This is a genomic window from Pseudomonas sp. GQ91 (genome assembly GCF_059758795.1).
The window spans coordinates 294126-319635 of record NZ_JCAXED010000006.1 but is presented as its reverse complement, the minus strand read 5'-3'; the positions used below and the strand labels follow the sequence as shown (position 1 = coordinate 319635).

Annotated in this window: 32 protein-coding genes and 2 tRNA genes; 25 read left to right on the top strand and 9 right to left on the bottom strand. The window is 57.9% G+C overall.

From position 1 onward, the window contains the following. Positions 1–12: 12 nt before the first annotated feature. Entirely contained in the window at positions 13–222 is a 210-nt protein-coding gene (locus tag AC6CIA_RS11855; RefSeq protein WP_498312156.1) for a hypothetical protein, read from the bottom strand. A 147-nt stretch (positions 223–369) separates the two neighbouring features. Between AC6CIA_RS11855 and AC6CIA_RS11850 the strand changes: the two genes are divergently transcribed. From AC6CIA_RS11850 to AC6CIA_RS11830, 5 genes are all read left to right on the top strand, one after another. Continuing rightward, a tRNA-Val gene (locus AC6CIA_RS11850) sits at positions 370–477 on the top strand. Positions 478–784: 307 nt separating this feature from the next. Further along, positions 785–1513 carry a DUF969 domain-containing protein gene (locus tag AC6CIA_RS11845; RefSeq protein WP_339532379.1) on the top strand — a complete coding sequence of 243 codons (729 nt, stop codon included), beginning with the start codon at positions 785–787 and terminating at the stop codon, positions 1511–1513. Beyond that, positions 1510–2460 (top strand): DUF979 domain-containing protein, encoded by a 951-nt coding sequence (locus AC6CIA_RS11840; protein WP_498312154.1) that lies wholly within the window; start codon positions 1510–1512, stop codon positions 2458–2460. The genes AC6CIA_RS11845 and AC6CIA_RS11840 overlap by 4 nt, the downstream gene beginning before the upstream one ends. A gap of 7 nt (positions 2461–2467) precedes the next feature. Next, entirely contained in the window at positions 2468–3115 is a 648-nt protein-coding gene (pcp, locus tag AC6CIA_RS11835; protein ID WP_498312152.1) for a pyroglutamyl-peptidase I, read from the top strand. Positions 3116–3225: 110 nt separating this feature from the next. Continuing rightward, positions 3226–3897, top strand: coding sequence for an HAD family hydrolase (locus AC6CIA_RS11830; protein WP_498312150.1), 672 nt, complete (start codon positions 3226–3228; stop codon positions 3895–3897). Between the two features lie 79 nt (positions 3898–3976). Here AC6CIA_RS11830 and AC6CIA_RS11825 read toward each other — a convergent pair whose 3' ends face one another. Beyond that, positions 3977–4240: a hypothetical protein gene (locus tag AC6CIA_RS11825; RefSeq protein WP_498312148.1), complete on the bottom strand. Its 264-nt coding sequence runs from the start codon at positions 4238–4240 to the stop codon at positions 3977–3979. A gap of 165 nt (positions 4241–4405) precedes the next feature. Between AC6CIA_RS11825 and AC6CIA_RS11820 the strand changes: the two genes are divergently transcribed. Continuing rightward, positions 4406–4864 carry a DUF2214 family protein gene (locus AC6CIA_RS11820; RefSeq protein ID WP_498312224.1) on the top strand — a complete coding sequence of 153 codons (459 nt, stop codon included), beginning with the start codon at positions 4406–4408 and terminating at the stop codon, positions 4862–4864. Between the two features lie 98 nt (positions 4865–4962). Here AC6CIA_RS11820 and csrA read toward each other — a convergent pair whose 3' ends face one another. Further along, the gene (csrA, locus tag AC6CIA_RS11815; RefSeq protein ID WP_060838422.1) at positions 4963–5157 is read right to left on the bottom strand and encodes a carbon storage regulator CsrA; all 195 of its coding nucleotides are present in this window, start codon (positions 5155–5157) and stop codon (positions 4963–4965) included. A 248-nt stretch (positions 5158–5405) separates the two neighbouring features. On the opposite strand from csrA, the gene AC6CIA_RS11810 reads away from it, so the two are divergent. Next, complete coding sequence (locus AC6CIA_RS11810; protein ID WP_498312146.1) at positions 5406–5786, top strand: SPOR domain-containing protein; 381 nt, start codon at positions 5406–5408, stop codon at positions 5784–5786. A 38-nt stretch (positions 5787–5824) separates the two neighbouring features. On the opposite strand, the gene AC6CIA_RS11805 is transcribed toward AC6CIA_RS11810, so the two are convergent. The 3 genes from AC6CIA_RS11805 to AC6CIA_RS11795 form a co-directional block, all read right to left on the bottom strand. Further along, on the bottom strand, positions 5825–6514 hold the full coding sequence (locus AC6CIA_RS11805; RefSeq protein WP_498312144.1) for an endonuclease: 690 nt from the start codon (positions 6512–6514) through the stop codon (positions 5825–5827). A gap of 4 nt (positions 6515–6518) precedes the next feature. Continuing rightward, entirely contained in the window at positions 6519–6770 is a 252-nt protein-coding gene (locus AC6CIA_RS11800; RefSeq protein WP_498312142.1) for a DUF1654 domain-containing protein, read from the bottom strand. Between the two features lie 230 nt (positions 6771–7000). After that, positions 7001–8089 (bottom strand): asparaginase, encoded by a 1089-nt coding sequence (locus AC6CIA_RS11795; protein WP_339532388.1) that lies wholly within the window; start codon positions 8087–8089, stop codon positions 7001–7003. Positions 8090–8652: 563 nt separating this feature from the next. Between AC6CIA_RS11795 and AC6CIA_RS11790 the strand changes: the two genes are divergently transcribed. Genes AC6CIA_RS11790 through AC6CIA_RS11760 form a run of 7 tightly spaced genes read left to right on the top strand, consistent with a single transcriptional unit; the run spans position 8653 to position 15613 of the window. Beyond that, the gene (locus AC6CIA_RS11790; RefSeq protein WP_498312140.1) at positions 8653–9609 is read left to right on the top strand and encodes a sugar ABC transporter substrate-binding protein; all 957 of its coding nucleotides are present in this window, start codon (positions 8653–8655) and stop codon (positions 9607–9609) included. A gap of 57 nt (positions 9610–9666) precedes the next feature. Then, entirely contained in the window at positions 9667–11220 is a 1554-nt protein-coding gene (locus AC6CIA_RS11785; protein ID WP_498312138.1) for a sugar ABC transporter ATP-binding protein, read from the top strand. Continuing rightward, entirely contained in the window at positions 11217–12194 is a 978-nt protein-coding gene (locus AC6CIA_RS11780; protein ID WP_498312137.1) for an ABC transporter permease, read from the top strand. The genes AC6CIA_RS11785 and AC6CIA_RS11780 overlap by 4 nt, the downstream gene beginning before the upstream one ends. A 3-nt stretch (positions 12195–12197) precedes the next feature. Beyond that, complete coding sequence (locus AC6CIA_RS11775) at positions 12198–13220, top strand: LacI family DNA-binding transcriptional regulator (protein ID WP_084377425.1); 1023 nt, start codon at positions 12198–12200, stop codon at positions 13218–13220. A 22-nt stretch (positions 13221–13242) separates the two neighbouring features. After that, positions 13243–14160 (top strand): ribokinase, encoded by a 918-nt coding sequence (gene rbsK / locus AC6CIA_RS11770; protein WP_498312136.1) that lies wholly within the window; start codon positions 13243–13245, stop codon positions 14158–14160. Next, positions 14157–14558 (top strand): D-ribose pyranase, encoded by a 402-nt coding sequence (gene rbsD, locus AC6CIA_RS11765; RefSeq protein WP_498312134.1) that lies wholly within the window; start codon positions 14157–14159, stop codon positions 14556–14558. Before rbsK ends, rbsD begins: the two co-directional genes overlap by 4 nt. 26 nt (positions 14559–14584) lie before the next feature. Further along, positions 14585–15613, top strand: a complete 1029-nt coding sequence (locus AC6CIA_RS11760; RefSeq protein WP_498312132.1) for a nucleoside hydrolase — start codon at positions 14585–14587, stop codon at positions 15611–15613. A gap of 19 nt (positions 15614–15632) precedes the next feature. Here AC6CIA_RS11760 and AC6CIA_RS11755 read toward each other — a convergent pair whose 3' ends face one another. Beyond that, positions 15633–15845 carry a hypothetical protein gene (locus tag AC6CIA_RS11755; protein ID WP_498312130.1) on the bottom strand — a complete coding sequence of 71 codons (213 nt, stop codon included), beginning with the start codon at positions 15843–15845 and terminating at the stop codon, positions 15633–15635. A 156-nt stretch (positions 15846–16001) separates the two neighbouring features. Here AC6CIA_RS11755 and AC6CIA_RS11750 point away from each other — a divergent pair, with 156 nt between their 5' ends. Both AC6CIA_RS11750 and AC6CIA_RS11745 read left to right on the top strand, forming a co-directional pair. Then, positions 16002–16310, top strand: a complete 309-nt coding sequence (locus AC6CIA_RS11750; RefSeq protein ID WP_498312128.1) for a hypothetical protein — start codon at positions 16002–16004, stop codon at positions 16308–16310. A 143-nt stretch (positions 16311–16453) separates the two neighbouring features. Continuing rightward, positions 16454–16774: an I78 family peptidase inhibitor gene (locus AC6CIA_RS11745; RefSeq protein ID WP_498312126.1), complete on the top strand. Its 321-nt coding sequence runs from the start codon at positions 16454–16456 to the stop codon at positions 16772–16774. A 72-nt stretch (positions 16775–16846) separates the two neighbouring features. Here the strand turns inward: AC6CIA_RS11745 and AC6CIA_RS11740 are convergent, their stop codons facing one another. Continuing rightward, positions 16847–17059, bottom strand: a complete 213-nt coding sequence (locus tag AC6CIA_RS11740; RefSeq protein WP_003179963.1) for a cold-shock protein — start codon at positions 17057–17059, stop codon at positions 16847–16849. Between the two features lie 288 nt (positions 17060–17347). Continuing rightward, positions 17348–17662 (bottom strand): hypothetical protein, encoded by a 315-nt coding sequence (locus tag AC6CIA_RS11735; RefSeq protein WP_498312124.1) that lies wholly within the window; start codon positions 17660–17662, stop codon positions 17348–17350. A gap of 367 nt (positions 17663–18029) precedes the next feature. Here AC6CIA_RS11735 and thrS point away from each other — a divergent pair, with 367 nt between their 5' ends. From thrS to AC6CIA_RS11690, 9 genes are all read left to right on the top strand, one after another. Further along, entirely contained in the window at positions 18030–19952 is a 1923-nt protein-coding gene (gene thrS, locus AC6CIA_RS11730) for a threonine--tRNA ligase (protein ID WP_498312122.1), read from the top strand. Beyond that, on the top strand, positions 19952–20503 hold the full coding sequence (gene infC, locus AC6CIA_RS11725; RefSeq protein ID WP_169960276.1) for a translation initiation factor IF-3: 552 nt from the start codon (positions 19952–19954) through the stop codon (positions 20501–20503). Before thrS ends, infC begins: the two co-directional genes overlap by 1 nt. 60 nt (positions 20504–20563) lie before the next feature. Then, a complete protein-coding gene (gene rpmI, locus AC6CIA_RS11720; RefSeq protein WP_002553160.1) occupies positions 20564–20758 on the top strand; it encodes a 50S ribosomal protein L35 in 195 nt (64 codons plus the stop codon). 30 nt (positions 20759–20788) lie between these two features. Next, positions 20789–21145 (top strand): 50S ribosomal protein L20, encoded by a 357-nt coding sequence (gene rplT, locus AC6CIA_RS11715; RefSeq protein WP_002553161.1) that lies wholly within the window; start codon positions 20789–20791, stop codon positions 21143–21145. A 109-nt stretch (positions 21146–21254) separates the two neighbouring features. Continuing rightward, the gene (gene pheS, locus AC6CIA_RS11710; RefSeq protein WP_003203624.1) at positions 21255–22271 is read left to right on the top strand and encodes a phenylalanine--tRNA ligase subunit alpha; all 1017 of its coding nucleotides are present in this window, start codon (positions 21255–21257) and stop codon (positions 22269–22271) included. 26 nt (positions 22272–22297) lie between these two features. After that, positions 22298–24676, top strand: coding sequence for a phenylalanine--tRNA ligase subunit beta (gene pheT / locus AC6CIA_RS11705; RefSeq protein WP_498312119.1), 2379 nt, complete (start codon positions 22298–22300; stop codon positions 24674–24676). A 3-nt stretch (positions 24677–24679) separates the two neighbouring features. After that, positions 24680–24982 carry an integration host factor subunit alpha gene (gene ihfA / locus AC6CIA_RS11700; protein WP_002553164.1) on the top strand — a complete coding sequence of 101 codons (303 nt, stop codon included), beginning with the start codon at positions 24680–24682 and terminating at the stop codon, positions 24980–24982. After that, complete coding sequence (locus tag AC6CIA_RS11695; RefSeq protein WP_003174972.1) at positions 24963–25319, top strand: MerR family transcriptional regulator; 357 nt, start codon at positions 24963–24965, stop codon at positions 25317–25319. The genes ihfA and AC6CIA_RS11695 overlap by 20 nt, the downstream gene beginning before the upstream one ends. Positions 25320–25409: 90 nt before the next feature. After that, a tRNA-Pro gene (locus AC6CIA_RS11690) sits at positions 25410–25486 on the top strand. Positions 25487–25510: the final 24 nt, after the last annotated feature.

Genomic DNA, 25510 nt, shown 5'->3' with positions numbered 1-25510 from the left:
TGCCTTCGTTTGTCATTCCGGCGCCATAAGGACGGCCAGTGCCAGTTTGATGAACTCTTCGTTATTGTCTAGGGTGTTCAGGGCTCCACGCACATTGCCGCCGATCTCGGCACCACCATGCTGCTCGACCCAGTTGGTCAGCTCCATGATGGCGGCTTCAAGGGCGAGTTGGTTTTCGTTGATCTTGGATAACAGGGAAGGGAGTAGATCTGAGTGGGGCATCGGTGTTCCTCCGTGGAGTAAACAACGTAGCACTCTGTCTGTTTGAAGGGATTGTGTTCGGTCGGCAGGACGCCGGGAGAGGAAGACTACTGTAGGAATATACAACGCTAAGTTATTGATTCTTATAGGTGGTAATGAGTTGTTCTGGGGGTGGCGGTATCGGTGGTTTTTCCTTATGAATCAAAAGCTTGACGCTCACAAAGTGTCACCTTGACATGGTGGGGGTCGTTGGTTCGAGTCCAATCGCGCCTACCAAACAAAATCCGCTCTGCTGGGCGGTCTGGAAGGGCTCACCGAAAGGTGAGCCCTTTTTTGTTGCGCGCGTTTTGTCGAATCCTGCCCTGTCTGCCTCAAAAGACCTGCACGCAATGGTCTTTCCCCCGACAAACTTTATTGGTTTGCAGCAACAATTTTTCTTGTTGGACACCTCCCGCTTCCAGCAGCAAAGATGCCCGCCACTGACTCCGGACCTTCCAGGTCAATAATAAAAATCCGTGTCGGCCTGCACGCCAATCGCCCTGCGCATTCTGGCTTTGCGGCACGCAATCAAGGACTCAACGCCATGCAAACTGTTGTGAACCTTTGGCCGCTGATGGGCGTGCTCGTCATCGTGGTCGGCTTTGTGTTGCGCTTCAATCCGTTACTGGTAGTGACTGCGGCGGCGATTGCCACCGGGTTGGCCGCCAGCTTCCCCCTGGAAAAAATTCTCGCCAGCATGGGCGACGGTTTTCTGCAGACCCGCGCTTTGCAACTGATCCTGTTGTTGCCGCTTGCGGTCATCGGGCTGCTGGAGCGTCATGGCCTGCGATTGCATGCGCAGAACTGGATTGCCCGTTTCGAGCGGGCCACGGTTGGACGCCTGTTGATCATCTATCTGTTTGTTCGCGAATCCACGGCGGCGATGGGGTTGACCAGTCTTGGCGGGCATCCGCAGATGGTGCGTCCGCTGCTGGCACCGATGGCCGAAGGCGCCGCGGAGAAACGTTTCGGAAAGCTGCCGGACAAGGTGCGGCACAAGGTTCTGGCCATGTGCGCAGCCACCGATAACGTCGGTCTGTTTTTTGGTGAGGATATCTTTGTTGCCTTTGGCGCGATTGCGTTGATGCATACGTTCCTGCTGGGTTCGGGGATTGATGTCGAGCCGTTGCATATTGCCGTCTGGGGCATTCCTACGGCGATATGCGCCTTTATCGTCCACGCCATACGTCTGCACCGCTTTGATCGAAGGCTGACGCGCGAGCTGATGGATGCCGAGCCGGTTGCCCTGCAGAAGGTGGAGGTCGCGCAATGATCATTTCCATTCAATACTTGTATTGGCTGGCCGGTGTGCTGTTGCTGATCACCGCCGGTATGATCCTGGCGGATCGCACGCATCCCAAACGGTGGTCCAGCGCAGTGTTCTGGCTGCTGTTCGCCATGCCGTTCCTGGTGGGAGAGCGTTTGCCTTCGGTCGTCATCGGCGTGGGCGTGGTGCTGATGGCCGTGATTGCCGGCCTCGGCGGCGTGGGGCGTGGCTCTCACACCGAGCTGCACGACAAGGCGTCCCGGGCCAGCGTCGGTCGGCTGGGGCACAAGCTGTTCATTCCGGCGCTGGCCATCCCGCTGACCACGGTGATTGGTTCGGTGCTGCTCAAGCACACCGAGATTGGAGGCGTGCCGCTGCTGGATCCGAAGAACACCACGTTTGTATCGCTGGGCCTGGGCTGTCTGATCGCCTTGGCGCTGGCTTGCTGGCTGACCCGTGACACGCCGGTACAGGCGTTACGCGAATCCCGGCGGCTGACGGAAGCGCTTGGCTGGGCGATGGTGCTGCCGCAGATGCTGGCGATGCTCGGGTTGCTGTTCAACGAAGCGGGGGTCGGTACTGCCGTGGCCCACGTCACCACCACCTACATCAATCTGGATTTCAAATTGATGGCGGTAATGGTGTACGTCTTGGGCATGGCACTGTTCACGGTGATCATGGGCAACGGCTTTGCCGCGTTTCCGGTCATGACCGGCGGTGTCGGGGTGCCGGTGCTGGTGGGGGTCTACGGTGGCAATCCGGCGGTGATGGCGGCGATCGGTATGTTCTCGGGATACTGCGGTACGCTGATGACGCCGATGGCGGCAAACTTCAATATCGTGCCCGCCGCGTTGCTCGAGTTGCCCGACAAGAACGCGGTGATCAAGGCGCAGATGCCGACGGCGTTGATGATGTTGCTGGTCAATATCGTCCTTCTTTACCTGTTGATGTGAGGTCGTGATGCGTACTGTGCTGCTGACCGGTTTCGAACCGTTTGACCAAGACCGGGTCAACCCGTCCTGGGAGGCGGTGCGCCTGCTTGACGGTGTGCAACTGGACGGCGGGATACGCATCGTCGCTCGCCAATTGCCCTGTGCCTTCGCAACTGCTGGCGCTTGCCTGAACCAATTGCTGGTCGAGCATGCCCCACAGCTGGTGATTGCCACCGGGCTGGGGCCGGGGCGCCGTGATATTTCCATCGAGCGGGTCGCGATCAATCTCAATGATGCGCGAATTGCGGACAACCTCGGTGAGCGACCTATCGACACACCGGTGGTGCCAGGTGGCCCTGCGGCGTACTTCAGCACCTTGCCGGTCAAGGCCATGGTCAAGGCGCTGCGCGAGGCGGGGATTGCAGCGTCAGTCTCGCAAACGGCGGGGACCTTCGTGTGCAATCAGGTGTTTTACAGTTTGCAGCACGCACTTGCCGGAACCGGAGTGCGCAGTGGATTTATTCATGTTCCCTGGCTGCCCGAGCAAGTCGAGCAGGGTGCGCCGGAGCTGCCGTCAATGGCATTGGCGACGCTGGTTGAAGGGTTGCGAGTCGCGGTGATGGCGGCCTGGCGTACGCAGGTGGATGTCGTGGAAACGGGTGGGCAGGTCAGCTAGACGCGGATTGCCCGTGTGCGTTTACAAGCCTCGGATCGATCCGTAGATTGCAAGGGTGTGTGTTCGTCAGGACCCAAGACCGGGTGACGATAGCAAGGGGAAATCCAGCAGTGTCCGCCAACGATTCAAGCGTATTCGATCATCGATACCGTGCCTTTTTGTTCGACATGGACGGCACCATTCTCAACTCCATCGCCGCCGCGGAGCGTGTCTGGGCCGCCTGGGCCGAACGGCACGGGCTGGACGTCGAGGCATTCCTGACCACGATTCATGGCGCCCGGGCCATTGATACCATCACTCGCCAGGCGTTGCCTGGGGTCGATGCGCAGGCCGAGGCGCGTGGCATTACCGAGGCCGAGATCGCTGATGTCGAAGGCGTGGTTGCGATCCCGGGAGCGGTCGCATTTCTGAACAGCTTGCCCGCCAACCGCTGGGCGGTGGTCACCTCCGCTCCCAGCGCTCTGGCCCAACGCCGTTTGCTGGCGGCGGGTATCGCCCCGCCAGCGGTAATGGTAACGGCCGAAGATGTCGCCAGGGGCAAGCCGGACCCGGCGTGTTACTTGCTGGGTGCGCAGCGATTGGGGGTGTCGATGGAAGAGTGCCTGGTATTCGAGGATGCGCCGGTGGGGATCCGCGCAGGTGTTGCGTCGGGCGCTGATGTGATAGTGGTGACATCGGCGCATCTGGTGCCGATGCGCACAGAACACTCAATGATTGATAGCTATGAGGGCGTGCACGCGCAGGCTGACGATGCGGGTTACTTGCGTTTGCTGCGCCGCTAGCTGTCATGGGCGGCCGAGGCCGCCCTGGCATTCGGTCGACCCGCCTTCCATGATGAAGATGGCGTTTCGGCGGTATTCATCAGGATGAGGTCTTCTGGCGAGCATTGCGAAACGCGCGTCGACGCAATTTTCGATGGATCGCCGCTTGAATGGGCTTGAGACAGAAAAAAAGCAGGTAGCCGCAGAGAAACAGCGCTAGATCCAGCCACGACTGGACGTCCGTTTTGCTGCTGTCGTCCATTACGAATCTGACGCCATACCCGATCGCCACGAAGACGAGACCGATCACCAAGGCGATCATCCACGCTTTGGAGAAGTAAGGCTGTTTACTGGGCCGCCCCATCAACGCATTCCCCATGCACCGTAAGGTTTTATTACATTTTCACGACATTCGGCCGTCAAACGCCCAGCAAGTTCCGTCTGGGTGCAGGCGCTGTGGCAACTTCGGGTCAATACTGAGAGCATTTGGGGCTGTCCAGCCTGTTATCACTGTCAGGGGATGCGCGTCATGGTGATGCACTGGTTTCTTGCGGCTGTTCATTTGCTGGCTTTCGCCATGGCTTTTACTGCGGTATTGGCGCGCGGCAAGGCGTTTCGAGGGCTCGATAAGGCTGATCCGACGCAGGTGCGACGGGTATTGATGGCCGACAATATCTGGGCGCTCAGCGCGCTGGGACTGTTGCTGACAGGGGGCATACGAGCGTTTGCGGGCTATGAGAAAGGCACCGACTACTATCTGCACCAGCCGCTGTTCCATCTGAAGATGGGGGTGTTAATCCTTATCCTGCTGCTGGAAGTCGCGCCCATGATTCGGCTGATCAAATGGCGGATTGCATTGGGACGGGGCATCAATGTGGATATGGCGGGGGTGGGGCGTTTTGCCGTGATCAGTCATGTGCAGGCGTTGCTGGTGCTGCTGATGGTCATTGCGGCGAGCGGCATGGCACGAGGTGTGGTGCTGGGGTAGCGGGCCGGGCGTGGACAGAAGAGGGGGGCGCAGCGCACGGGCCAAGGGGGCTTTCGCCAGCCGTTACAGTAAACGAAAGGGCTGGCTACTGAGAGGCATCAAGGTGTTTCGCGTTTGTCCGGTGCAGTCAGGCCGGCTTGAATACGCTGGTAGATCTCTTCCCGATGCACGGCAACGTTCTTGGGTGCATTGATGCCGATTCTTACTTGCTGGCCGCTAACGCCCAGAATGGTGATCGTAATGTCATCACCGATATTTATGCTTTCACCGACTTTGCGGGTGAGTATCAGCATGGACTTCTCCTTGATTGCTTTAAAGGACGCATGTTTCAGACAGGGCGGACGTCGGTTATGTACAGCTTACTGTGAAGCGCTTCCCTGTGGCTGCCTCTTTCTAGGACGCGTAGAGGCCGCATTAATTCCCATGGCGCCATCATACAGGTCTGGCAAACATCCTTCGCAATGTTTAAGCCAAGGTTTATGACGGCCAGAATAGACAGTGAATGATAAAGTTGCCTCTTTGATCCTAAAGGGGCAGGGCAGTGCGTAAAGTAGCGATGGCGATTGCAGTGTTGGCATTGGCCGGTTGTGGCGAGGGGCCCAATCTCGATACCCCCAGGGACAAGGCTGAAGCAGCCAGGGTTCAGGCCCAGGAATCAGCGACTGCCGCCCCGCAGTGGGATGTCCTGGTACGCTCGCCCGACAACAAGTTGCAGGCGTTCACGGACCTGACCGCGTGGCTGCTGGAAAACGGCTTCAATTTCTATCTGGCCAAGGAGGATGGCAAGGACCTGGTGTTATTGGGGCCCTTCGCCAGCAAGGCCGAGGCCGAGGCCCGGCAGGCGCAATTGACCGAAAGACTGGCGAAAAAGAAGAAAACCGATGCCGAATCGCTGGTGATTGAACACAAGACCATTCGATAAGGCGATGGCGAGCGGGATCTGTTAGCCCCCGCTCATGTTTAACCGCAGGCGTTCAGGTTCACCGGGCCGACGAAGTCGTTGCCGCGGCCCATCACACACGCCACGGTTTGATTACGCTGGCGTTCCCAGGGTTGGACCGGGTAGGTCTTGTTCCAGGCGTCATAGAGTCGGCGATCCTGTTTCGATAAGCGCAACCCGTACTGTTTGCTCATGTAGAAGTACGTCCGGGCAATCATGCCGCGAATCGAGGGCCTGGGCATGACTTTCCTGGCCTTGAAATCCACTTGCGTCAGGCAGGAACCGTATTGTCCGGTCTGCGTCGGCAACCAGCCAAAACTGAAATTGCTACGGTCACCATTGACCTCGCCGATGCTCGGTACCAGATTGTGCAGGTCAGCCTCGGCGCGCTTGTAGACGCTATCGGTACGGGTGCAATTCTTGCGTCCGCCGGTTTGCCAGCATTGGCGTTGATGGCCGATATGCCAGGCAGGAACGATGTGCTCCCATTCGATGCGGGCCGCTCTTTTGGCATTCTTGCGCGGAATGTAGCCGCAGGCTTTCAGGTTGACTCGGTTGCCCGTGTATTTACAGCCGCAATAGAACTCCGTGGACTGAGGGGCGTAGAGCTTCCAGGCAATTTTCTTGGCTTCACTGAAAGTGCGGGGGGCTTGGGCTTGGGCGGTGACAGCAAAAAACACACAGAACAGCGCAGTAAAACGGACACTCATTGAATCAATCTTCCTTCGGCACAACCCAGAAAATTTGCACGCCGCCGTCATCGCGATAGGCGAGGGTGACGTTGTCGTTTTCTGCAATTTCTTCCAGCAGTCGCTCCCACTCATCCACCGGTTCGTCCGGCAAACGAAAGATCAGCGCCGCCTTGGCTTTTTGAGCGTTGGTCGAGTTGATGATTTTTTGCACACGGATCGCCAGGCGTTCGTAGGCATCAGGAGGTGTCGCTGCTGCGGGGGACGGCTTTGCCACGGAGTGTTCCTTATTAAGCTGTACGAACATACAGTATTTAACTGTGGGAAAATTCGCAACTGCTTAAAACTGAAGAAGCACCCTATGACAGTGAAATATCTGATTTTATGCAGCTATGCACTGTTTTTTAAGGATTTTTTACGAGGGGAGGCGAGGCGGGGAAATGTTGACCCGCTCGCGGTAGGTCGCGAGCGGGATGGCCTGGCTATAAAAACCAGGTCGGGCCGGGATCAATACTCCCAGAACATCCGTTGCAGTTCTTTGCTGTCTTGGGTCTTGGTCAGGGCGACCATGGCCAGGATGCGGGCTTTCTGTGGGTTCAGGTCATGGGCGACAACCCAGTCATATTTGTCGTCAGGCTGTTCGGCGTTACGCAGAACGAAACCACCGGCATTGACATGGGAGGAGCGGATGATCTGTACGCCTTCCTTACGCAGCTCCTGCAAAGCAGGCACGACCTTGGAAGACACCGAGCCATTGCCGGTACCGGCATGGATGATGGCTTTTGCGCCGGCCTTGGCCAGGGCTTTGTAAGCGGTATCGCTTACGTTGCCGTAGCCGTAGGCAATTTCCACGTCCGGCAGGCTCTTGATGGTCTTGATGTCGAACTCGGAGTCCATGGTGTGGCGCTTGGCTGGCAAGCGGAACCAGTAGGACTTGCCTTCAACCACCATGCCCAGTGGGCCCCAGGCGCTTTTGAAGGCTTCGGTCTTGATGTTGATCATCTTGCTGACGTCGCGACCCGATTGGATTTCGTCGTTCATGGTCACCAACACGCCTTTACCGCGAGCTTCTTTGCTACCGGCAACGGCAACCGCGTTGTACAGATTGAGCATGCCGTCAGCCGACATGGCGGTGCCTGGACGCATGGAGCCGACCACGATGATTGGCTTGTCGGTTTTCTCCACCAGGTTGAGGAAGTAAGCGGTCTCTTCCAGGGTATCGGTACCGTGGGTGATCACGATGCCGTCGACGTCCTTGCTATCCGCCAGCTCGGCGACACGTCGGCCCAGTTGCAGCAGGTTTTCGTTGTTGATGCTCTCGGAGGCGATTTGCATCACTTGCTCGCCGCGCACGTTGGCGATCTGGCTGAGCTCGGGAATGCCGGCGATCAATTGCTCGATACCGACCTTGGCCGCCTGATACGTCGCACTGTTGGCAGCGCTGGCGCCGGCGCCGGCAATGGTGCCGCCCGTGGCGAGGACAACCACATTGGACAGCTTGGTCTTGGATTCAACTTCCTTTGCCTGGGCAGCGACAGGGAAGAGCAGCAGCAGGGCTAAAGCGCCCGGGACAAAGTTCTTGAGTGCGGATTTCATTATTTTTCTCTCTAGTTTTGATGAATGCTTATGCAGGTTCATCCAGAACACCTGGGGCTGCGCTGAGCGCCACGAGGTGCGGATTAAGAGCAGGATTTGTACCAGCCCGATTTTATCTGTCAGATGAATTTAACTTATTGATTTAGAACAATTTTTATTGATGGTTCATCTCGCCTTTCTCGACGCGTGTCCGAGTTTCCGAACAGGGAGGCATGCGGTGTTCGGTTGTCCGAAAACGATGACGGAAAATTCTCGAATCCGCGTTCCCAAATACCTACTGCGATCTGTCTGTGCAGAGAACGAATATCCGTAGCGGATGTTTAGAGGCATGGCGAGCAGCCCGTAGGGCAGGGCGTAGAGCGGGTGAGGAAAAAGGCCTTTTCTTTCGTTGACAAATGTCGACGAGCTTCGCATAGTTTGCTTAACGCAAACGTTTGCGAGATGTTTCACCTGTGCTGAACGGCTATCGTGAAGGCGCGTATCATCCGCTTCGGCGGGATGCCTGCCGAGACAGGTATCGGCGCAAGCGTTGCTCAGAATAATCATAAGATCGGAGTGAACCCATGAAGCTGCCATTTGCTGGACGTCTTCTTGCTACCGCTGTGCTGGTTGCCGCATCCGCTGCGTTGCCTCTCTCCCCTGTATTTGCCGAAGACGCCGCCAAACCGAAGATCGGTCTGGTGATGAAGTCCCTCGCCAATGAGTTTTTCGTCACCATGCAAGACGGTGCCAAGGACTATCAAAAAGCCCACGCCGCTGATTTCGACATGATTACCAACGGTATCAAGAACGAAACCGATACCGCGGCCCAGATTGATATCGTCAACCAGATGGTCCTGGCCAAGGTGGATGCGCTGGTCATCGCGCCCGCCGACTCCAAGGCATTGGCATCAGCCCTGGATAAAGCCAGCAAAAAGGGGATCAAGATCGTCAACATCGACAACCGCCTTGATCCGCAAGTGTTGAAAAGCAAATCCCTGGATATTCCTTTTGTCGGACCGGATAACCGCAAGGGCGCCCGCCTGGTGGGTGAGTACCTGGCCAAGCAACTGAGCGCCGGTGACAAGGTCGGCATCATTGAAGGCGTGTCCACCACCACCAATGCCCAGCAACGTACCGCCGGCTTCAAGGATGCGATGGAGGCGGCAGGCATGAAGATCGTTTCCATCCAGTCCGGTAACTGGGAAATCGACGGTGGCAACAAGGTCGCTTCCGCGATGTTGAGCGAATACCCGGATCTCAAGGCATTGCTGGCCGGCAACGACAACATGGCGGTAGGCGCCGTTTCCGCGATTCGCGCCGCCGGCAAGGCAGGCAAGGTTCAAGTGGTTGGCTACGACAACATCGACGCCATCAAGCCGATGCTGCAAGACGGTCGTGTGCTGGCGACCGCCGACCAGGCTGCCGCCCAGCAGGCAGTCTTCGGTATCCAGAATGCGCTGAAGCTGATCAAGGGTGAAAAAGTCGAATCTGTTGACGGTGTGATCGAAACCCCGGTCGAACTCGTTCTCAAGAAGTAATCCCCGCTGTGCAACACAGCGTCCGCTCATCCCGAGCGGACGCCTGGAGATTTTCCTATGTCATCTTGCGCCCCGACTGCTGTCCTCTCGGTCAGCGGTATAGGCAAGACCTACGCCCAGCCGGTTCTGGCTGACATCACCCTGACGCTCAATCGCGGGGAAGTGTTGGCGCTGACCGGTGAGAACGGTGCGGGTAAAAGTACCTTATCGAAGATTATCGGCGGGCTGGTCACACCGACCGCCGGCCAGATGCAGTTCAATGGCCAGGACTACGCTCCCGGCAGCCGGACTCAGGCAGAGAAACTGGGCATCCGCATGGTCATGCAGGAGCTCAATCTGCTGCCCACCCTGACGGTGGCGGAGAACCTGTTTCTGGATAATCTGCCCAGCCACGGTGGCTGGATCAGCCGCAAGCAACTGCGCAAGGCGGCGATCGAGGCCATGGCCCACGTGGGGCTGGATGCCATCGACCCCGACACGCTGGTAGGTAGCCTGGGTATCGGTCATCAACAAATGGTCGAGATCGCACGCAACCTGATCGGTGATTGCCACGTGCTGATCCTCGACGAACCGACAGCGATGCTGACTGCCCGTGAAGTCGAGATGCTGTTTGAGCAAATCACGCGTCTGCAAGCCCGCGGTGTGGCAATCATCTACATTTCCCATCGCCTGGAGGAACTGGCGCGCGTGGCCCAGCGCATCGCCGTATTGCGTGATGGTCAGTTGGTCTGTGTCGAACCCATGGCCAATTACAACAGCGAGCAACTGGTGACGTTGATGGTAGGTCGCGAGTTGGGCGAGCACATCGATCTGGGCGCGCGGACCCTTGGTGCCCCGGCATTGACGGTCAAGGGCCTGACCCGTGGGGACAAGGTCCTCGATGTTTCCTTTGAGGTGCGCGCCGGTGAAATCTACGGGATTTCCGGGTTGATCGGCGCGGGCCGCACCGAGTTGCTGCGCCTGATCTTTGGTGCGGATACGGCCGACAGCGGCACGGTGGCCCTCGGTTCTCCGGCCCAGGTGGTGAGCATCCGCTCGCCGGTCGATGCGGTTGCCCACGGCATCGCTCTGATTACCGAGGACCGCAAGGGCGAAGGCTTGCTGCTGACCCAGTCCATCAGCGCCAATATCGCCTTGGGCAACATGCCGGAAATCTCCAGCGCCGGTGTCGTCAATCGGCATGACGAAACGACCCTGGCCCAGCGCCAGATCGATGCCATGCACATTCGCAGCTCCGGGCCGGAGCAACTGGTGTCCGAACTGTCGGGTGGCAATCAACAGAAGGTGGTGATCGGGCGTTGGCTCGAGCGCGACTGTTCGGTGCTGTTGTTTGATGAGCCAACCCGCGGCATTGATGTGGGGGCCAAGTTTGATATCTATGGGCTGCTCGGCGAATTGACCCGTCAGGGCAAGGCGCTGGTGGTGGTGTCCAGCGACCTGCGCGAGTTGATGCTGATCTGCGACCGCATCGGCGTGCTGTCGGCCGGACGCCTGATCGAGACCTTCGAGCGCGACAGCTGGACTCAGGACGAATTGCTCGCCGCCGCGTTTGCCGGCTATCAAAAACGTGATGCGCTGCTCAACGAAGCGGCGCCTAGGACTGCCCCATGAAAACAACGTCTTCCACCGCCAAGCCAGGCGGCAACTTTTATGGACTGGGTACATACCTGGGCCTGGCCGGCGCCTTGCTGGCGATGATTGCGCTGTTCTCGACCCTGAGCGATCACTTCTGGTCCTATGACACCTTCAGTACCATCGCCAACCAGATCCCCGATTTGATGGTCCTGGCGGTGGGCATGACCTTTATCCTGATCATCGGCGGCATCGACCTGTCGGTGGGCTCGGTGCTGGCGCTGGCGGCGTCGGCAGTCAGCGTGGCAATCCTGAGCTGGGGCTGGAGCGTGGTGCCTGCGGCGTTGCTGGGCATGGGGTGTGCCGCGCTGGCGGGCACGTTGACCGGCTCGATTACCGTGGCCTGGCGTATTCCGTCGTTCATTGTGTCCCTGGGCGTGCTGGAAATGGCGCGTGGCGTGGCGTATCAGTTGACCGGCTCGCGCACGGCATACATCGGTGACTCTTTCGCCTGGTTGTCCAACCCGATTGCCTTTGGCATCTCGCCGTCGTTCATCATTGCCTTGCTGGTGATTATCGTTGCCCAAGCGGTACTGACCCGCACCGTGTTCGGTCGTTACCTGATCGGCATTGGCACCAACGAAGAAGCGGTACGCCTGGCGGGGATCAATCCCAAGCCCTACAAAGTCCTGGTCTTCAGCCTGATGGGGTTGTTGGCGGGGCTGGCGGCGTTGTTCCAGATTTCCCGTCTGGAAGCGGCGGACCCGAATGCCGGTTCCGGGCTGGAGTTGCAAGTGATCGCCGCGGTAGTGATTGGCGGCACCAGTCTGATGGGCGGGCGTGGCTCGGTCATCAGTACCTTCTTCGGTGTGCTGATCATTTCCGTACTGGCCGCCGGCCTGGCACAGATTGGTGCGAGCGAGCCTACCAAGCGCATCATTACTGGCGCCGTGATCGTGATCGCCGTGGTCCTCGACACCTACCGCAGTCAACGCGCCAGCCGGCGGGCCTGAGTCATGGCAACGATCAAGGATGTGGCGGCACTTGCGGGCATTTCCTACACCACGGTATCCCATGTGGTGAACAAGACGCGCCCGGTCAGCGAGCCCGTGCGGATCAAGGTCGAAGCGGCGATCAAGCAACTGGACTACGTGCCCAGCGCGGTTGCCCGGTCCTTGAAGGCCAAGACCACCGCCACTATCGGCCTGCTGGTGCCCAATAGCCTCAACCCGTATTTCGCGGAGTTGGCCAGGGGCATCGAGGATTACTGCGAACGCAATGGTTACTGCGTGATCCTGTGCAACTCCGACGACAACGCCGAGAAACAGCGCAGTTATCTAAGGGTGCTGCTGGAAAAGCGTATCGACGGCTTGATTGTCACGTCGGTCGGAGGCGATGACAGTGGCCTGGCCACCGGCTTGAAAGCGGTGCGCACGCCGATGGTCATCGTCGACCGGGGCCTGGATGGCATTGACGTGGATCTGGTGCGCATCGATCACGAACAAGGTGCGTATCTGGCGACCCGGCACCTGTTGGAGCTGGGGCATCGGGATATCGCGTGCATCGGCGGGCCGGCTCACACCCGGGTGGCGCAAATGCGCCTGGCCGGCTATTGCCGTGCGCTGCATGAGGCGGGGATCGAGGTCCCGGCAAGCCGCATGCTGGAAAGTGATTTCACCAGCACCGGCGGTTATGCCGCCGCGGCACAGTTACTGGCGAGCGATCCACCCACGGCGATATTCGCCGGCAACGACATGATCGGTTTTGGCGTACTCCGGGCAGCCGCCGAACGCAACCTGCGGGTGCCTGCCGAACTGTCGGTCATCGGTTTCGATGATATTCAAATGAGCCGCTATGTCTATCCGGCGCTGACCACGGTCGGCCAGTCGATCCTGCAGTTGGGGGAGATGGCGGCGGAGCTTTTACTGCGACGGATTTCCACACCCCAGTTGCCGGTTGATCAACGTATCGTGACGCCGAGCATTGTGTTGCGTGAGTCAACGGCACCGTTGGCCGCTGTATTCGCCTCAACCCGCTGAACGAATTGATGAGTATTGATGTATGCCAGCAAAAGTAGTGGTAGTCGGCAGCTTGAACATGGACCTGGTCACCCGGGCCGGTCGGCTGCCCCGCGCCGGTGAAACCTTGATTGGCCAATCGTTTTCCACGGTTCCGGGCGGGAAGGGGGCCAATCAGGCAGTAGCCTCGGCGCGTCTGGGGGGCAACGTTGCGATGATTGGTTGCGTGGGCGCCGATGCGTATGGCACCGAGCTGCGCGACGCACTGTTGGTGGAAGGTATCGATTGCCAGGCCGTCAGCCAGGTCGATGGCTCCAGCGGTGTCGCGTTGATCGTGGTGGATGACAGCAGCCAGAACGCGATTGTCATCGTGGCTGGCAGCAACGGTCAGTTGATGCCTGCCGTGGTGCAGTCGTTCGACGCTGTGTTGCAGTCCGCCGATGTGATTGTCTGCCAACTTGAGGTGCCGATGGCGACGGTGGCCCATACCCTCAAGCGCGGTCGTGAACTGGGCAAGACGGTGATCCTCAATCCCGCCCCGGCCAGCGGCCCGCTGCCTGATGACTGGTACGCTTCGATCGATTACCTGATCCCCAACGAAAGCGAGGCATCGGCCTTGAGCGGCGTGGTGGTCGACTCGCTGGAGACCGCCAAAGTGGCCGCTACGCGCCTGATCAAGGCGGGAGCGGGCAAGGTGATAGTGACCCTCGGCGCACAAGGCGCGTTGTTCGCCAATGGCCGGGATTTCGAGCATTTGCTGGCGCCCAAGGTCAAGGCGATTGACACCACGGCAGCCGGCGACACGTTCGTCGGTGGCTTTGCCGCCGCGCTGGCCAGCGGCAAAAGCGAAGCCGAGGCCATCCGTTTTGGCCAGGTCGCGGCGGCGTTGTCGGTCACCCGCGCCGGTGCACAGCCCTCCATTCCCACGTTGCACGACGTACAAGGTTTTGTTCCAGCATGAAAAAGACTCCGTTACTCAATATCGCCTTGTCGCGGGTGATCGCATCCCTTGGCCATGGTGACATCCTGGTGATCGCAGATGCCGGCTTGCCGGTGCCACCGGGTGTCGAGTTGATTGATCTGGCGTTGACCCAGGGCATCCCGGACTTCATCAGCACCTTGCGCATCGTACTCAGCGAGATGCAGGTCGAAAGCCACGTGTTGGCCGAAGAAATCCTGCTCAAGCAACCGCCGGCGCTGGCGCATCTGAATGCGTTCGCGGCGGCTGATCTTGGCGAGCGGAGGCTGTTGAGTCATGACGAGTTCAAGCTGCTCAGTCGCAAGGCGCGAGCGGTGGTGCGTACTGGCGAGTGTCAGCCTTACTGCAATATCGCGCTGGTTTCCGGCGTGACTTTCTAGTATTTCCCAATGACAAGGAGAGTGTCATGCAACGTAGTGCCCAAACCCTGCGACATCTGTTCCGGAGTGTGCTGCTTTTGTCCGTATTAACAGCTGCGAGCGCCCAGGCGGCGGAAAAAATCGACCTGATCATTGATACCGATCCCGGTGCCGACGATGTGGTCGCGTTGCTGTTTGCCATGGCCTCTCCCGAAGAGCTGAATATTCGCGCGCTGACTACCGTGGCGGGCAACGTGCGCCTGGACAAGACTTCGCGCAATGCGCGACTGGCGCGCGAGTGGGCGGGGCGCGAGGAAATTCCGGTGTATGCCGGTGCGCCGAAGCCATTGCTGCGCACGCCGATCTATGCCGAGAACATCCACGGCAAAGAGGGTATTTCCGGCGTTACCGTGCATGAACCGAAAAAAGGCCTGGCCGAGGGGAATGCGGTCGACTACCTCATCAAGACGCTCAGCACTGCCAAGCCCCACAGCATCACGATCGCCATGCTCGGCCCGCAGACCAACCTGGCGCTGGCATTGACCCAGGCGCCTGAAATCACCCAGGGCATCAAGGAAGTGGTGGTGATGGGCGGCGCGCATTTCAACGGCGGCAACATTACGCCGGTGGCCGAGTTCAACCTGTTCGCCGACCCGATTGCCGCTGAAATTGTGCTGAAAAGTGGGGTCAAGCTGACCTACCTGCCCCTGGACGTGACCCATAAGGTTCTCACCAGCGAGGCGCGCCTGCAGAAGATCGCAGACCTGAAAAACAATGCCAGCAAGGTGGTCGGCAATATTCTGAATGAATACGTCAAGGGCGATATGGAGCACTACGGCATCCCGGGCGGTCCGGTGCATGACGCTACCGTCATTGCCTACCTGCTCAAGCCGGCGCTGTTCAGCGGGCGACAGGCCAACATGGTGGTGGACAGTCGCGAAGGCCCGACCTTTGGCCAGACCATCGTTGACTGGTATGACGGCCTCAAGCAGGAAAAGAACGTGTTCTGGGTTGAAAACGGCGACGCCCAAGGCTTCTTCGACCTGCTCACCGAGCGCCTTGCTCGCTTGAAGTAAAGCGTTTGGCGCCCGACTTCTAATCGCGTTCGGGGTTATGTACCCCCGTATAATCGGCCGGGTATTTTTCAAATATCTGGCCGATGAACGCTTGCGCCGACTGGGTGCCCAGTTCTTTCACGAGCAGGTCGATACCGATGATCGCCAACTCCTCCGGGCTTCCGGGACTGTAGGAGCTCTGTCCTTGGGGCCACTTGGCTTTGATGTCGGCTTGGAGGGTCACGGTGGTCATGGGTGTCTCACGGGGCTAAAAAAAACGGGGTGATGCGCTAAAACGCGATTCTTGCCGAGTCAGTTAACCATTTCGCGCGGCATTTGGCACTGCTACTTAGGCATGAGGAGAGGGCTGTGCGACACTGTCCACCTGTTTAGTTGCGGGGAACACCAGGTGCAGATCGATTTGAACAACCCTGAGAGCCTGACGTTGGCGGCCGTGCGCCAATTGATCGCCAGTGCCAGCGATGACGAGCACACTCAGTTGCGCGTGACCAAGGCCGGTATCGCCTACATCTCATCCGGGCGTCAGGTAGCGGGTGTGGATATCGACGGGCTGCTGTTTCGCCTGGAGACCTGGGCCAAGGGCTCCGGTTATGTCGGCAATGTCGCGGCCAGCGATGAAGTCTGGGTCACGCAGATTTTCAATGCACTGAAGCAGAACTGGCCGAATCCCCCGTTTGACTACATCGACATCTACTGAGATTCATATCTGGTGACGATTGATTCCCAGGGATCAGTCGTTGAGTCAGGCAGACTGCCTACGATGAACAGCGACAACCCTGAAACCAATCCGGGAAACGGCTGTCGCACGATCTCTGACTATTTTTTCTCAAAGGAGGCTTCATGCCTTGGAAGCTCGCATCATTCGGTACGTTGTTGGCAGCAGCTCTTTTGACTGGCTGCAGCACCCCGAGTACCTCTGAGCCCGCCAAAGACGCGGCTGCGGCTGAAGCTGCTTATACCCGTTGTGAGTCGTCGGCTGCGCAGTTCGCAGTCGGCCAGAAAGCCTCGCCTCAATTGCTGGAACAGGCCCGTACTCGGGCAGGGGCGCAGAATGCACGGATTCTCAAGCCCAATGACATGATTACCCTGGAATACCGTTCTGATCGCCTGAACCTCAACACCGATACCAATCTGGTCATCACGCGCGTTAACTGCGGCTGATTGCTCGGCGCTTTTGTTTCTCCCATAAAAAACCCCGTCGCATGGACGGGGTTTTTTTGATCGGCGCAGAAATTACTCTGGGCGAACCTGTGCAGCTTGCATACCCTTTTGGCCTTTCTCAGCCACGAAGGAAACGGTCTGGCCTTCTTTCAGGCTTTTGAAACCGTCGCTTTCGATAGCTTTGAAGTGTACGAACAGGTCGTCACCGCCACCTTGAGGAGTGATGAAGCCGAAGCCTTTTTCATCGTTGAACCATTTAACGGTGCCGGTTTGGCGATTAGACATGGTGTATCTCCAAGAAACATATATTTTCAGTGTACTGTGCTGCTCAGGCCAACTGGGCACACTGGGCTATCATAGTCGAAATGTTCGGCTTGGGAGCCCCCCCAAGGCACTGTTTGCTAATCAATCGCGTTGCGTTGAAAGCCTTTTTTTGCTGAAAGCCCCGGTTTACGGGGCTTCCGTGCGAAATATCCGTTGATAAAAAAAGCCGTAAAAGCTACGTAATTTGTGAGAAATAGCAGTTTTCAGGCTGTTTTTCCGTCAAAACGCGGCTCCGAACGGTGGCCGATCTTACTTTTTCTTCACGACCTTGCAGGATGAAATAGCCGCCACTGCTTTGTTTTTAAGCTCCGCGCTGGCGTCCTTGTTGGTCATGAGTTCAGTGATTTCCGCAGAGCTCAATTCGGCATTGATTTTGTCCGCGCCGCATTCACAATGGGCTTTGGCCGTTTTGGCGTCCACGTTCTGGCTGGCGGCGGCGCTGCAATCGCTGACAAAGCTGTCACGGGCGCCGGCGGGCCAGTTCGAAGGGGCCGCGGCCTGGGCGCCGAGGGACAGGAAGGCGAGGGAGGCGGCGAGAGCGAGGGTCGAGGTAAAACGCATCATGGGTGCTCCTTTAAGTCGAGGGCGAACGGCGATTCTCAGTGGGTTTGAGGGTTCGCGTACAGCTCAAGTTCACTTTTGCCCCTATAAAGAGTGGATTTTGTGGTTGCAGGCGAGCGTGGCGGCGCGATGACCGTTCATCTGTGCTAGCATCTCCCGCTTGGCTCTTTTCAGGTGTGCCGTTTGCCACCTCGCCATGTTTTCCTTTTTGTTTAACTCCAGTCACTCTGGTTCGATTATCGGTTGGCCGAAAGGTCCCTGCCGCTGTAAGGCAGGCGTTCATCATGAACGGCCTGGTGTTGGATCTTGTACTGGCTCATCCCAACCCACGTGACCTTTGGTAGGGGTCACCACTAGGAGAGGAGGCGCCATGCCAACTATTACTCTTCCCGACGGCAGTCAACGTTCATTCGATCATGCGGTTTCCGTAGCCGAGGTCGCCGCATCCATTGGTGCCGGCCTGGCCAAGGCCACCGTGGCCGGCAAGGTCGACGGCAAGCTGGTAGATGCCAGCGACCTGATCACCGGCGATGCCAGCCTGCAAATCATTACGCCCAAGGATCAAGAGGGGCTGGAGATCATTCGCCACTCTTGCGCGCACCTGATTGGTCACGCCGTCAAACAGTTGTACCCGACGGCGAAGATGGTCATCGGACCGGTCATCGAAGAAGGTTTTTATTACGACATCGCCTACGAGCGTCCTTTCACCCCGGACGACCTGGCGGCGATCGAAGCGCGCATGCATGCGCTGATCGAGAAAGATTACGACGTCATCAAGAAAGTCACTCCGCGCGCCGAAGTGATCGACGTGTTTAGCGCCCGTGGCGAAGACTACAAGCTGCGCCTGGTGGAAGACATGCCGGATGAGCAGGCCATGGGGTTGTACTACCACGAAGAATACGTCGACATGTGCCGTGGCCCGCACGTGCCGAATACACGCTTCCTCAAGTCGTTCAAGCTGACCAAGCTGTCCGGTGCCTACTGGCGCGGTGATGCCAAGAACGAGCAGTTGCAGCGGATCTACGGTACTGCCTGGGCTGACAAGAAGCAGTTGGCCGCCTATATCCAGCGTATCGAAGAAGCCGAGAAGCGTGATCACCGCAAAATCGGCAAGCGCCTGAACCTGTTCCATCTCCAGGAAGAAGCGCCGGGCATGGTGTTCTGGCACCCGAACGGCTGGACCTTGTACCAGGTGCTCGAGCAGTACATGCGCAAGGTGCAGCGCGAGAACGGTTACCTGGAGATCAAGACGCCGCAGGTGGTTGACCGTAGCCTGTGGGAGAAATCCGGGCACTGGGCCAACTACGCGGACAACATGTTCACCACGCAATCGGAAAACCGTGACTACGCCATCAAGCCGATGAACTGCCCTTGCCACGTGCAGGTGTTCAATCAGGGCCTGAAGAGCTACCGCGAACTGCCGATGCGCCTGGCCGAGTTCGGTGCCTGCCACCGTAACGAGCCATCGGGTGCTCTCCACGGCATCATGCGTGTACGTGGTTTCACCCAGGACGACGCTCATATTTTCTGCACCGAAGAGCAGATGCAGGCCGAATCCGCTGCCTTCATCAAGTTGACCATGGACGTTTACCGCGATTTCGGCTTCACCGAAGTCGAAATGAAGCTGTCCACTCGTCCGGAAAAACGCGTTGGCTCCGACGAATTGTGGGATCGCGCCGAAGCGGCATTGGCCGCAGCGCTAGACAGCGCGGGCCTTGCGTACGATTTGCAGCCGGGTGAGGGTGCGTTCTACGGTCCGAAAATCGAGTTCTCGCTGAAAGATTGTCTTGGTCGAGTCTGGCAATGTGGTACTTTGCAGCTCGATTTTAACCTGCCGATCCGTTTGGGAGCCGAATACGTCTCCGAAGACAACAGCCGTAAACACCCGGTCATGTTGCATCGGGCGATCCTCGGTTCGTTCGAACGGTTTGTCGGAATCCTGATCGAGCACTACGAGGGCGCGTTCCCTGCGTGGCTGGCTCCGACCCAGGCAGTGATCATGAACATCACTGATAAACAGGCGGATTTTGCCACTGAAGTTGAAAAAACTCTCAATGAAAGCGGATTTCGTGCCAAGTCTGACTTGAGAAATGAAAAGATCGGCTTTAAAATCCGTGAGCATACTTTGCTCAAGGTTCCCTATCTCTTGGTTATCGGAGATCGGGAAGTCGAGATGCAGACTGTCGCTGTGCGTACTCGTGAAGGTGCTGACCTGGGCTCGATGCCCGTCGCCCAGTTCGCTGAGTTTCTCGCGCAAGCGGTTTCCCGGCGTGGTCGCCCAGATTCGGAGTAATTACTATTAAGCGTGAAATGAGACAAGATAAACGAGCTGCACCGAAAGCCCCGATCAACGAGAATATCTCGGCACGTGAGGTTCGGTTAATTGGGGCTGAAGGCGAGCAGCTTGGGATTGTGTCAATTGAAGACGCGCTTCTTAAGGCTGAAGAAGCCAAGCTCGATTTGGTGGAAATTTCCGCCGATGCTGTACCTCCTGTCTGCAAGCTGATGGACTACGGCAAATCGATCTTCGAGAAGAAGAAGCAGATTGCCGCAGCCAAGAAAAACCAGAAGCAGATCCAGGTTAAAGAAATCAAGTTTCGTCCAGGGACGGAGGAAGGGGATTACCAGGTAAAACTGCGCAACCTGGTACGTTTCCTGAGTGATGGGGACAGGGCCAAGGTATCCTTGCGATTCCGCGGCCGTGAGATGGCCCACCAGGAGCTGGGGATGGAACTCCTCAAGCGGGTTGAAGCTGACCTGCTCGAGTACGGTTCGGTCGAACAGCATCCTAAGATGGAAGGACGCCAGCTGATCATGGTCATCGCCCCGAAAAAGAAGAAGTAATCAATTGGGCACGGCAGGCCTTCTGATTATGTTTATCAACTGAATGCGGAGTATCCGAACATGCCAAAGATGAAGACTAAAAGTGGTGCTGCTAAGCGGTTTCTGAAAACTGCTAACGGTATCAAGCACAAGCACGCTTTCAAGAGCCACATCCTGACCAAAATGTCGACCAAGCGTAAGCGTCAACTGCGCGGTAGCAGCTTGCTGCATCCGTCTGACGTGGCAAAAGTCGAGCGCATGCTGCGCCTTCGTTAATTTTTGGATCAAGAATAGAGGAAGTAACTCATGGCTCGTGTAAAGCGTGGCGTCATTGCCCGTAAGCGTCACAAAAAAATTCTGAAACTTGCTAAAGGCTACTACGGCGCGCGTTCACGCGTATTCCGTGTTGCCAAGCAAGCGGTAATCAAGGCAGGCCAATACGCCTACCGTGACCGTCGTCAGAAAAAACGTCAGTTCCGCGCTCTGTGGATCGCTCGTATCAATGCTGGTGCGCGTGTTAACGGCCTGTCCTACAGCCGTTTCATCGCTGGCCTGAAAAAAGCGTCCATCGAGATCGACCGTAAGGTTCTGGCTGATCTGGCAGTGAACGAAAAAGCGGCGTTTGCTGCGATTGTCGAGAAAGCTAAAGCCACCTTGGCTTAAGTACCCCCGACAGTCACCCTGGGTCACTTCCGTGGCCCAAGGTGTTAAACGTCATAAATAGGGGAAGAGCCTTCAAGCTCTTCCCCTATTTTGTATCTGGAGTCTGTACATGGAAAACCTGGATGCGCTGGTCGCTCAAGCTCTTGAGGCTGTGCAAAGCGCTGAAGATATCAATGCCCTGGAGCAAATCCGGGTTCACTACCTTGGCAAAAAGGGTGAATTGACTCAGGTGATGAAGACCCTGGGGAATTTGCCGGCAGAAGAGCGTCCGCAAGTCGGCGCGCTGATCAACGTTGCCAAGGAGCGTGTCACAGAGGTTCTCAATGCGCGCAAGGCGTTGTTCGAGGAGGCCGATCTTGCGGCCAAGCTCGCCGCCGAATCCATTGACGTGACCCTGCCTGGCCGCGGCCAGACCTCAGGCGGTCTGCATCCGGTTACCCGGACTCTGGAACGTATCGAGCAGTTCTTCACCCATATTGGCTACGGCATCGCCGAAGGTCCCGAGGTCGAAGACGACTATCACAACTTTGAAGCGCTCAACATCCCAGGCCATCACCCGGCCCGTTCGATGCATGACACCTTCTATTTCAATGCGAACATGCTGTTGCGCACCCATACCTCGCCGGTACAGGTCCGCACCATGGAATCGCAGCAGCCGCCGATCCGCATCGTCTGCCCTGGCCGTGTGTACCGTAGCGACTCCGATATCACTCACTCGCCGATGTTCCACCAGGTCGAAGGCCTGCTGGTTGATCGCGACATCAATTTTGCCGACCTCAAAGGCACCATCGAAGAGTTCCTGCGGGTGTTCTTCGAGAAAGAACTGGCGGTGCGTTTCCGTCCGTCGTACTTCCCGTTCACCGAGCCGTCCGCTGAAGTCGATATGGAATGCGTGATGTGCAGCGGTAAAGGCTGCCGCGTCTGCAAACAGACCGGCTGGCTGGAAGTCATGGGCTGCGGCATGGTTCACCCCAATGTGCTTCGGATGTCCGGGATCGATCCGGAAGAGTTTTCCGGCTTTGCCTTTGGCATGGGCGTTGAGCGTCTGGCCATGTTGCGTTACGGCGTGAACGACTTGCGTCTGTTCTTCGACAACGACTTGCGGTTCCTCGCGCAATTTCGCTAGTCGTAACGGATCTTTAGGAGAGCAGGATGAAATTCAGTGAACAATGGCTGCGTGGCTGGGTAAGCCCGCAGGTAAATCGCGACGAGCTGGTTGCGCGTCTGTCGATGGCCGGTCTTGAGGTCGATAGCGTTACGCCGGCCGCCGGTGTTTTCAGCGGCGTGGTGGTGGGCGAGGTGCTGAGCACCGAGCAGCACGCTGACGCCGACAAGTTGCGGGTATGCCAGGTGAGCAATGGCGCGGAGACGTTCCAGGTCGTGTGCGGAGCGCCAAACGTGCGCCCGGGCCTGAAAATTCCGTTTGCCATGATCGGAGCCGAGTTGCCGGGCGACTTCAAGATCAAGAAAGCCAAGCTGCGCGGCGTCGAGTCCAACGGCATGCTCTGCTCTCAGGCAGAGCTGCAGATTGGCGAAGGTAATGACGGCTTGATGGAGCTGCCGGCCGATGCGCCAGTGGGCCAGGACATCCGTGTTTACCTGGACCTGGAGGACGTCAGCATTGAGGTCGACCTGACCCCGAACCGCGGCGACTGCCTGTCCCTGGCCGGCATGGCTCGTGAAGTGGGCGCGTTGTACGCTGCGCCTGTTACCCGTCCTGCGGTTGCTGCGGTGCCTGCGGCCCACGACGAAGTGCGCTCGGTTGAAGTCTTGGCGCCAACTGCCTGCCCGCGTTACCTGGGCCGGGTCATCCGGAATGTCGACTTGTCCAAGCCCACGCCGTTGTGGATGGTTGAGCGTCTGCGCCGTGCTGACGTGCGTAGCATCGATGCGGCTGTCGACATCACTAACTATGTGATGTTGGAGTTGGGTCAGCCGCTGCATGCCTTCGATCTCGCTGAAATCAACGGCGGCATCCGTGTGCGTATGGCCGAGGAAGGCGAGAAACTGGTGTTGCTCGACGGCCAGGAAGTCGCCCTGCGTAGCGACACGTTGGTGATTGCCGACCATTCCCGCGCCCTGGCGATTGCCGGCGTAATGGGCGGCGAGCACAGCGGTGTCTCCTCGGTGACACGCGATGTATTCCTCGAAAGTGCTTTCTTCGACCAGATCGCCGTGGCTGGCAAGGCCCGTTCTTACGGTCTGCACACCGATGCCTCGCATCGCTACGAGCGTGGCGTGGACTGGCAGTTGGCCCGTGAAGCCATGGAGCGCGCCACTGGCCTGCTGCTGGAAATCACTGGCGGCGAAGCTGGTCCGATCATTGAAACCGTCAGCGAGCAGCACCTGCCGTCGATCGCACCGATCACTTTGCGTGCCCAGCGGGTTGAGCAGATGCTCGGCCTGGTGATCGAGAATGCTGAGATCGAGCGTCTGCTGTCGGCCTTGGGCCTTGGGGTCGCGGCAGATGGAGCAGGGCAGTGGCGTGTGGAAGTGCCAAGCCATCGCTTCGATATCAGCCTTGAAGTCGATCTGATCGAAGAGCTGGCGCGTCTATACGGCTACAATCGCTTGCCGGTTCGTTATCCGCAAGCCCGCTTGGCGCCGCAGGCCAAGGCCGAGGCCCGTGCCCATCTGCCGGAACTGCGTCGGCTGCTGGTCGCTCGCGGTTATCAGGAAGCGGTGACGTACAGCTTCATCGATCCGAAACAGTTCGAGCTGTTCAATCCGGGTGTCGAGCCCTTGCTGCTGGCTAACCCGATTTCCAATGACATGGCGGCCATGCGTTCGTCGTTGTGGCCGGGCCTGGTCAAGGCGCTCAGCCACAACCTGAACCGTCAGCAGGATCGCGTACGCATGTTCGAAAGTGGACTGCGCTTTGTCGGACAATTGGAAGGCCTGAAGCAGGAGCCGATGCTGGCCGGCGTGGTCTGTGGCAGCCGTCTGCCGGAAGGCTGGGCACAAGGACGCGATACGGTGGACTTCTTCGACGTCAAGGCTGACGTGGAAGCGGTGCTGGGCTTTGCAGGTGCGCTGGACGCATTCAGCTTTGTTCCAGGCAGCCACCCGGCGTTGCATCCAGGCCAGACGGCGCGCATCGAGCGCGAAGGGCGCCTGGTCGGTTTTGTCGGTGCCATTCACCCTGAATTGTCGAAAACCCTCGGTCTCGATCGTCCGGTCTTCGTTTTCGAGCTGGTACTGGCGGAAGTGGCGTCGGGCAAAATGCCGAAATTCAGCGAGTTGTCGCGTTTTCCTGAAGTACGACGCGACCTGGCGTTGATCGCCGATCGCGAAGTGGCGGCCAGTGCTGTGCTGGACGTAATCCGTGAAAATGCAGGGGAATGGCTGACGGACCTCAGGCTATTTGACGTCTATCAGGGTAAAGGCATTGATCCGCATAGAAAAAGCCTTGCAGTTGGCTTGACCTGGCAGCATCCATCGCGCACTCTTAATGACGATGAGGTGAATACCACGACACAAAACATCCTCACCTCGCTTGAACAAAGGTTAAACGCCACGTTAAGGAAGTGACGTATGGGGGCTTTGACGAAAGCTGAGATGGCGGAACGTCTGTATGAAGAGTTGGGCCTGAACAAGCGCGAGGCCAAGGAATTGGTCGAGCTGTTTTTTGAAGAAATCAGGCACGCTCTTGAAGACAACGAACAGGTCAAATTGTCCGGTTTCGGTAATTTTGACCTGCGGGACAAACGTCAGCGGCCGGGCCGCAATCCGAAAACGGGAGAAGAAATCCCGATCACGGCTCGCCGTGTGGTCACCTTTCGTCCAGGGCAGAAGTTGAAGGCCCGAGTTGAGGCTTATGCTGGAACCAAGTCATAACGACGAGCTACCCGTCATCCCAGGCAAGCGCTACTTCACTATCGGTGAAGTCAGCGAGCTGTGTGCGGTAAAACCGCACGTGCTGCGCTATTGGGAGCAGGAGTTTCCTCAACTCAACCCCGTAAAACGCACCGGGAACCGTCGGTATTATCAGCGCCAGGATGTGCTGATGATCCGACAGATCCGCGCGTTGCTCTATGACCAGGGGTTCACCATCAGTGGTGCGCGCCAACGTATGTCGGGTGATGAAGCCAAAGACGACACCACCCAGTACAAACAACTGATCCGCCAGATGATCTCCGAATTGGAAGATGTGCTGGTGGTCCTGAAAAAGTAATTCAGGCTTTTAAAATACTTCCACATTTCAAAAGCTTGCGGTATATTCCTGATCGCTTCCTTGCGAAGCGAACCCAGTTTCACGCCTAGTCGGGGCGTAGCGCAGTCCGGTAGCGCACTAGCATGGGGTGCTAGGGGTCGAGTGTTCGAATCACTCCGTCCCGACCATATTATTCAATGACTTAGCCCAAC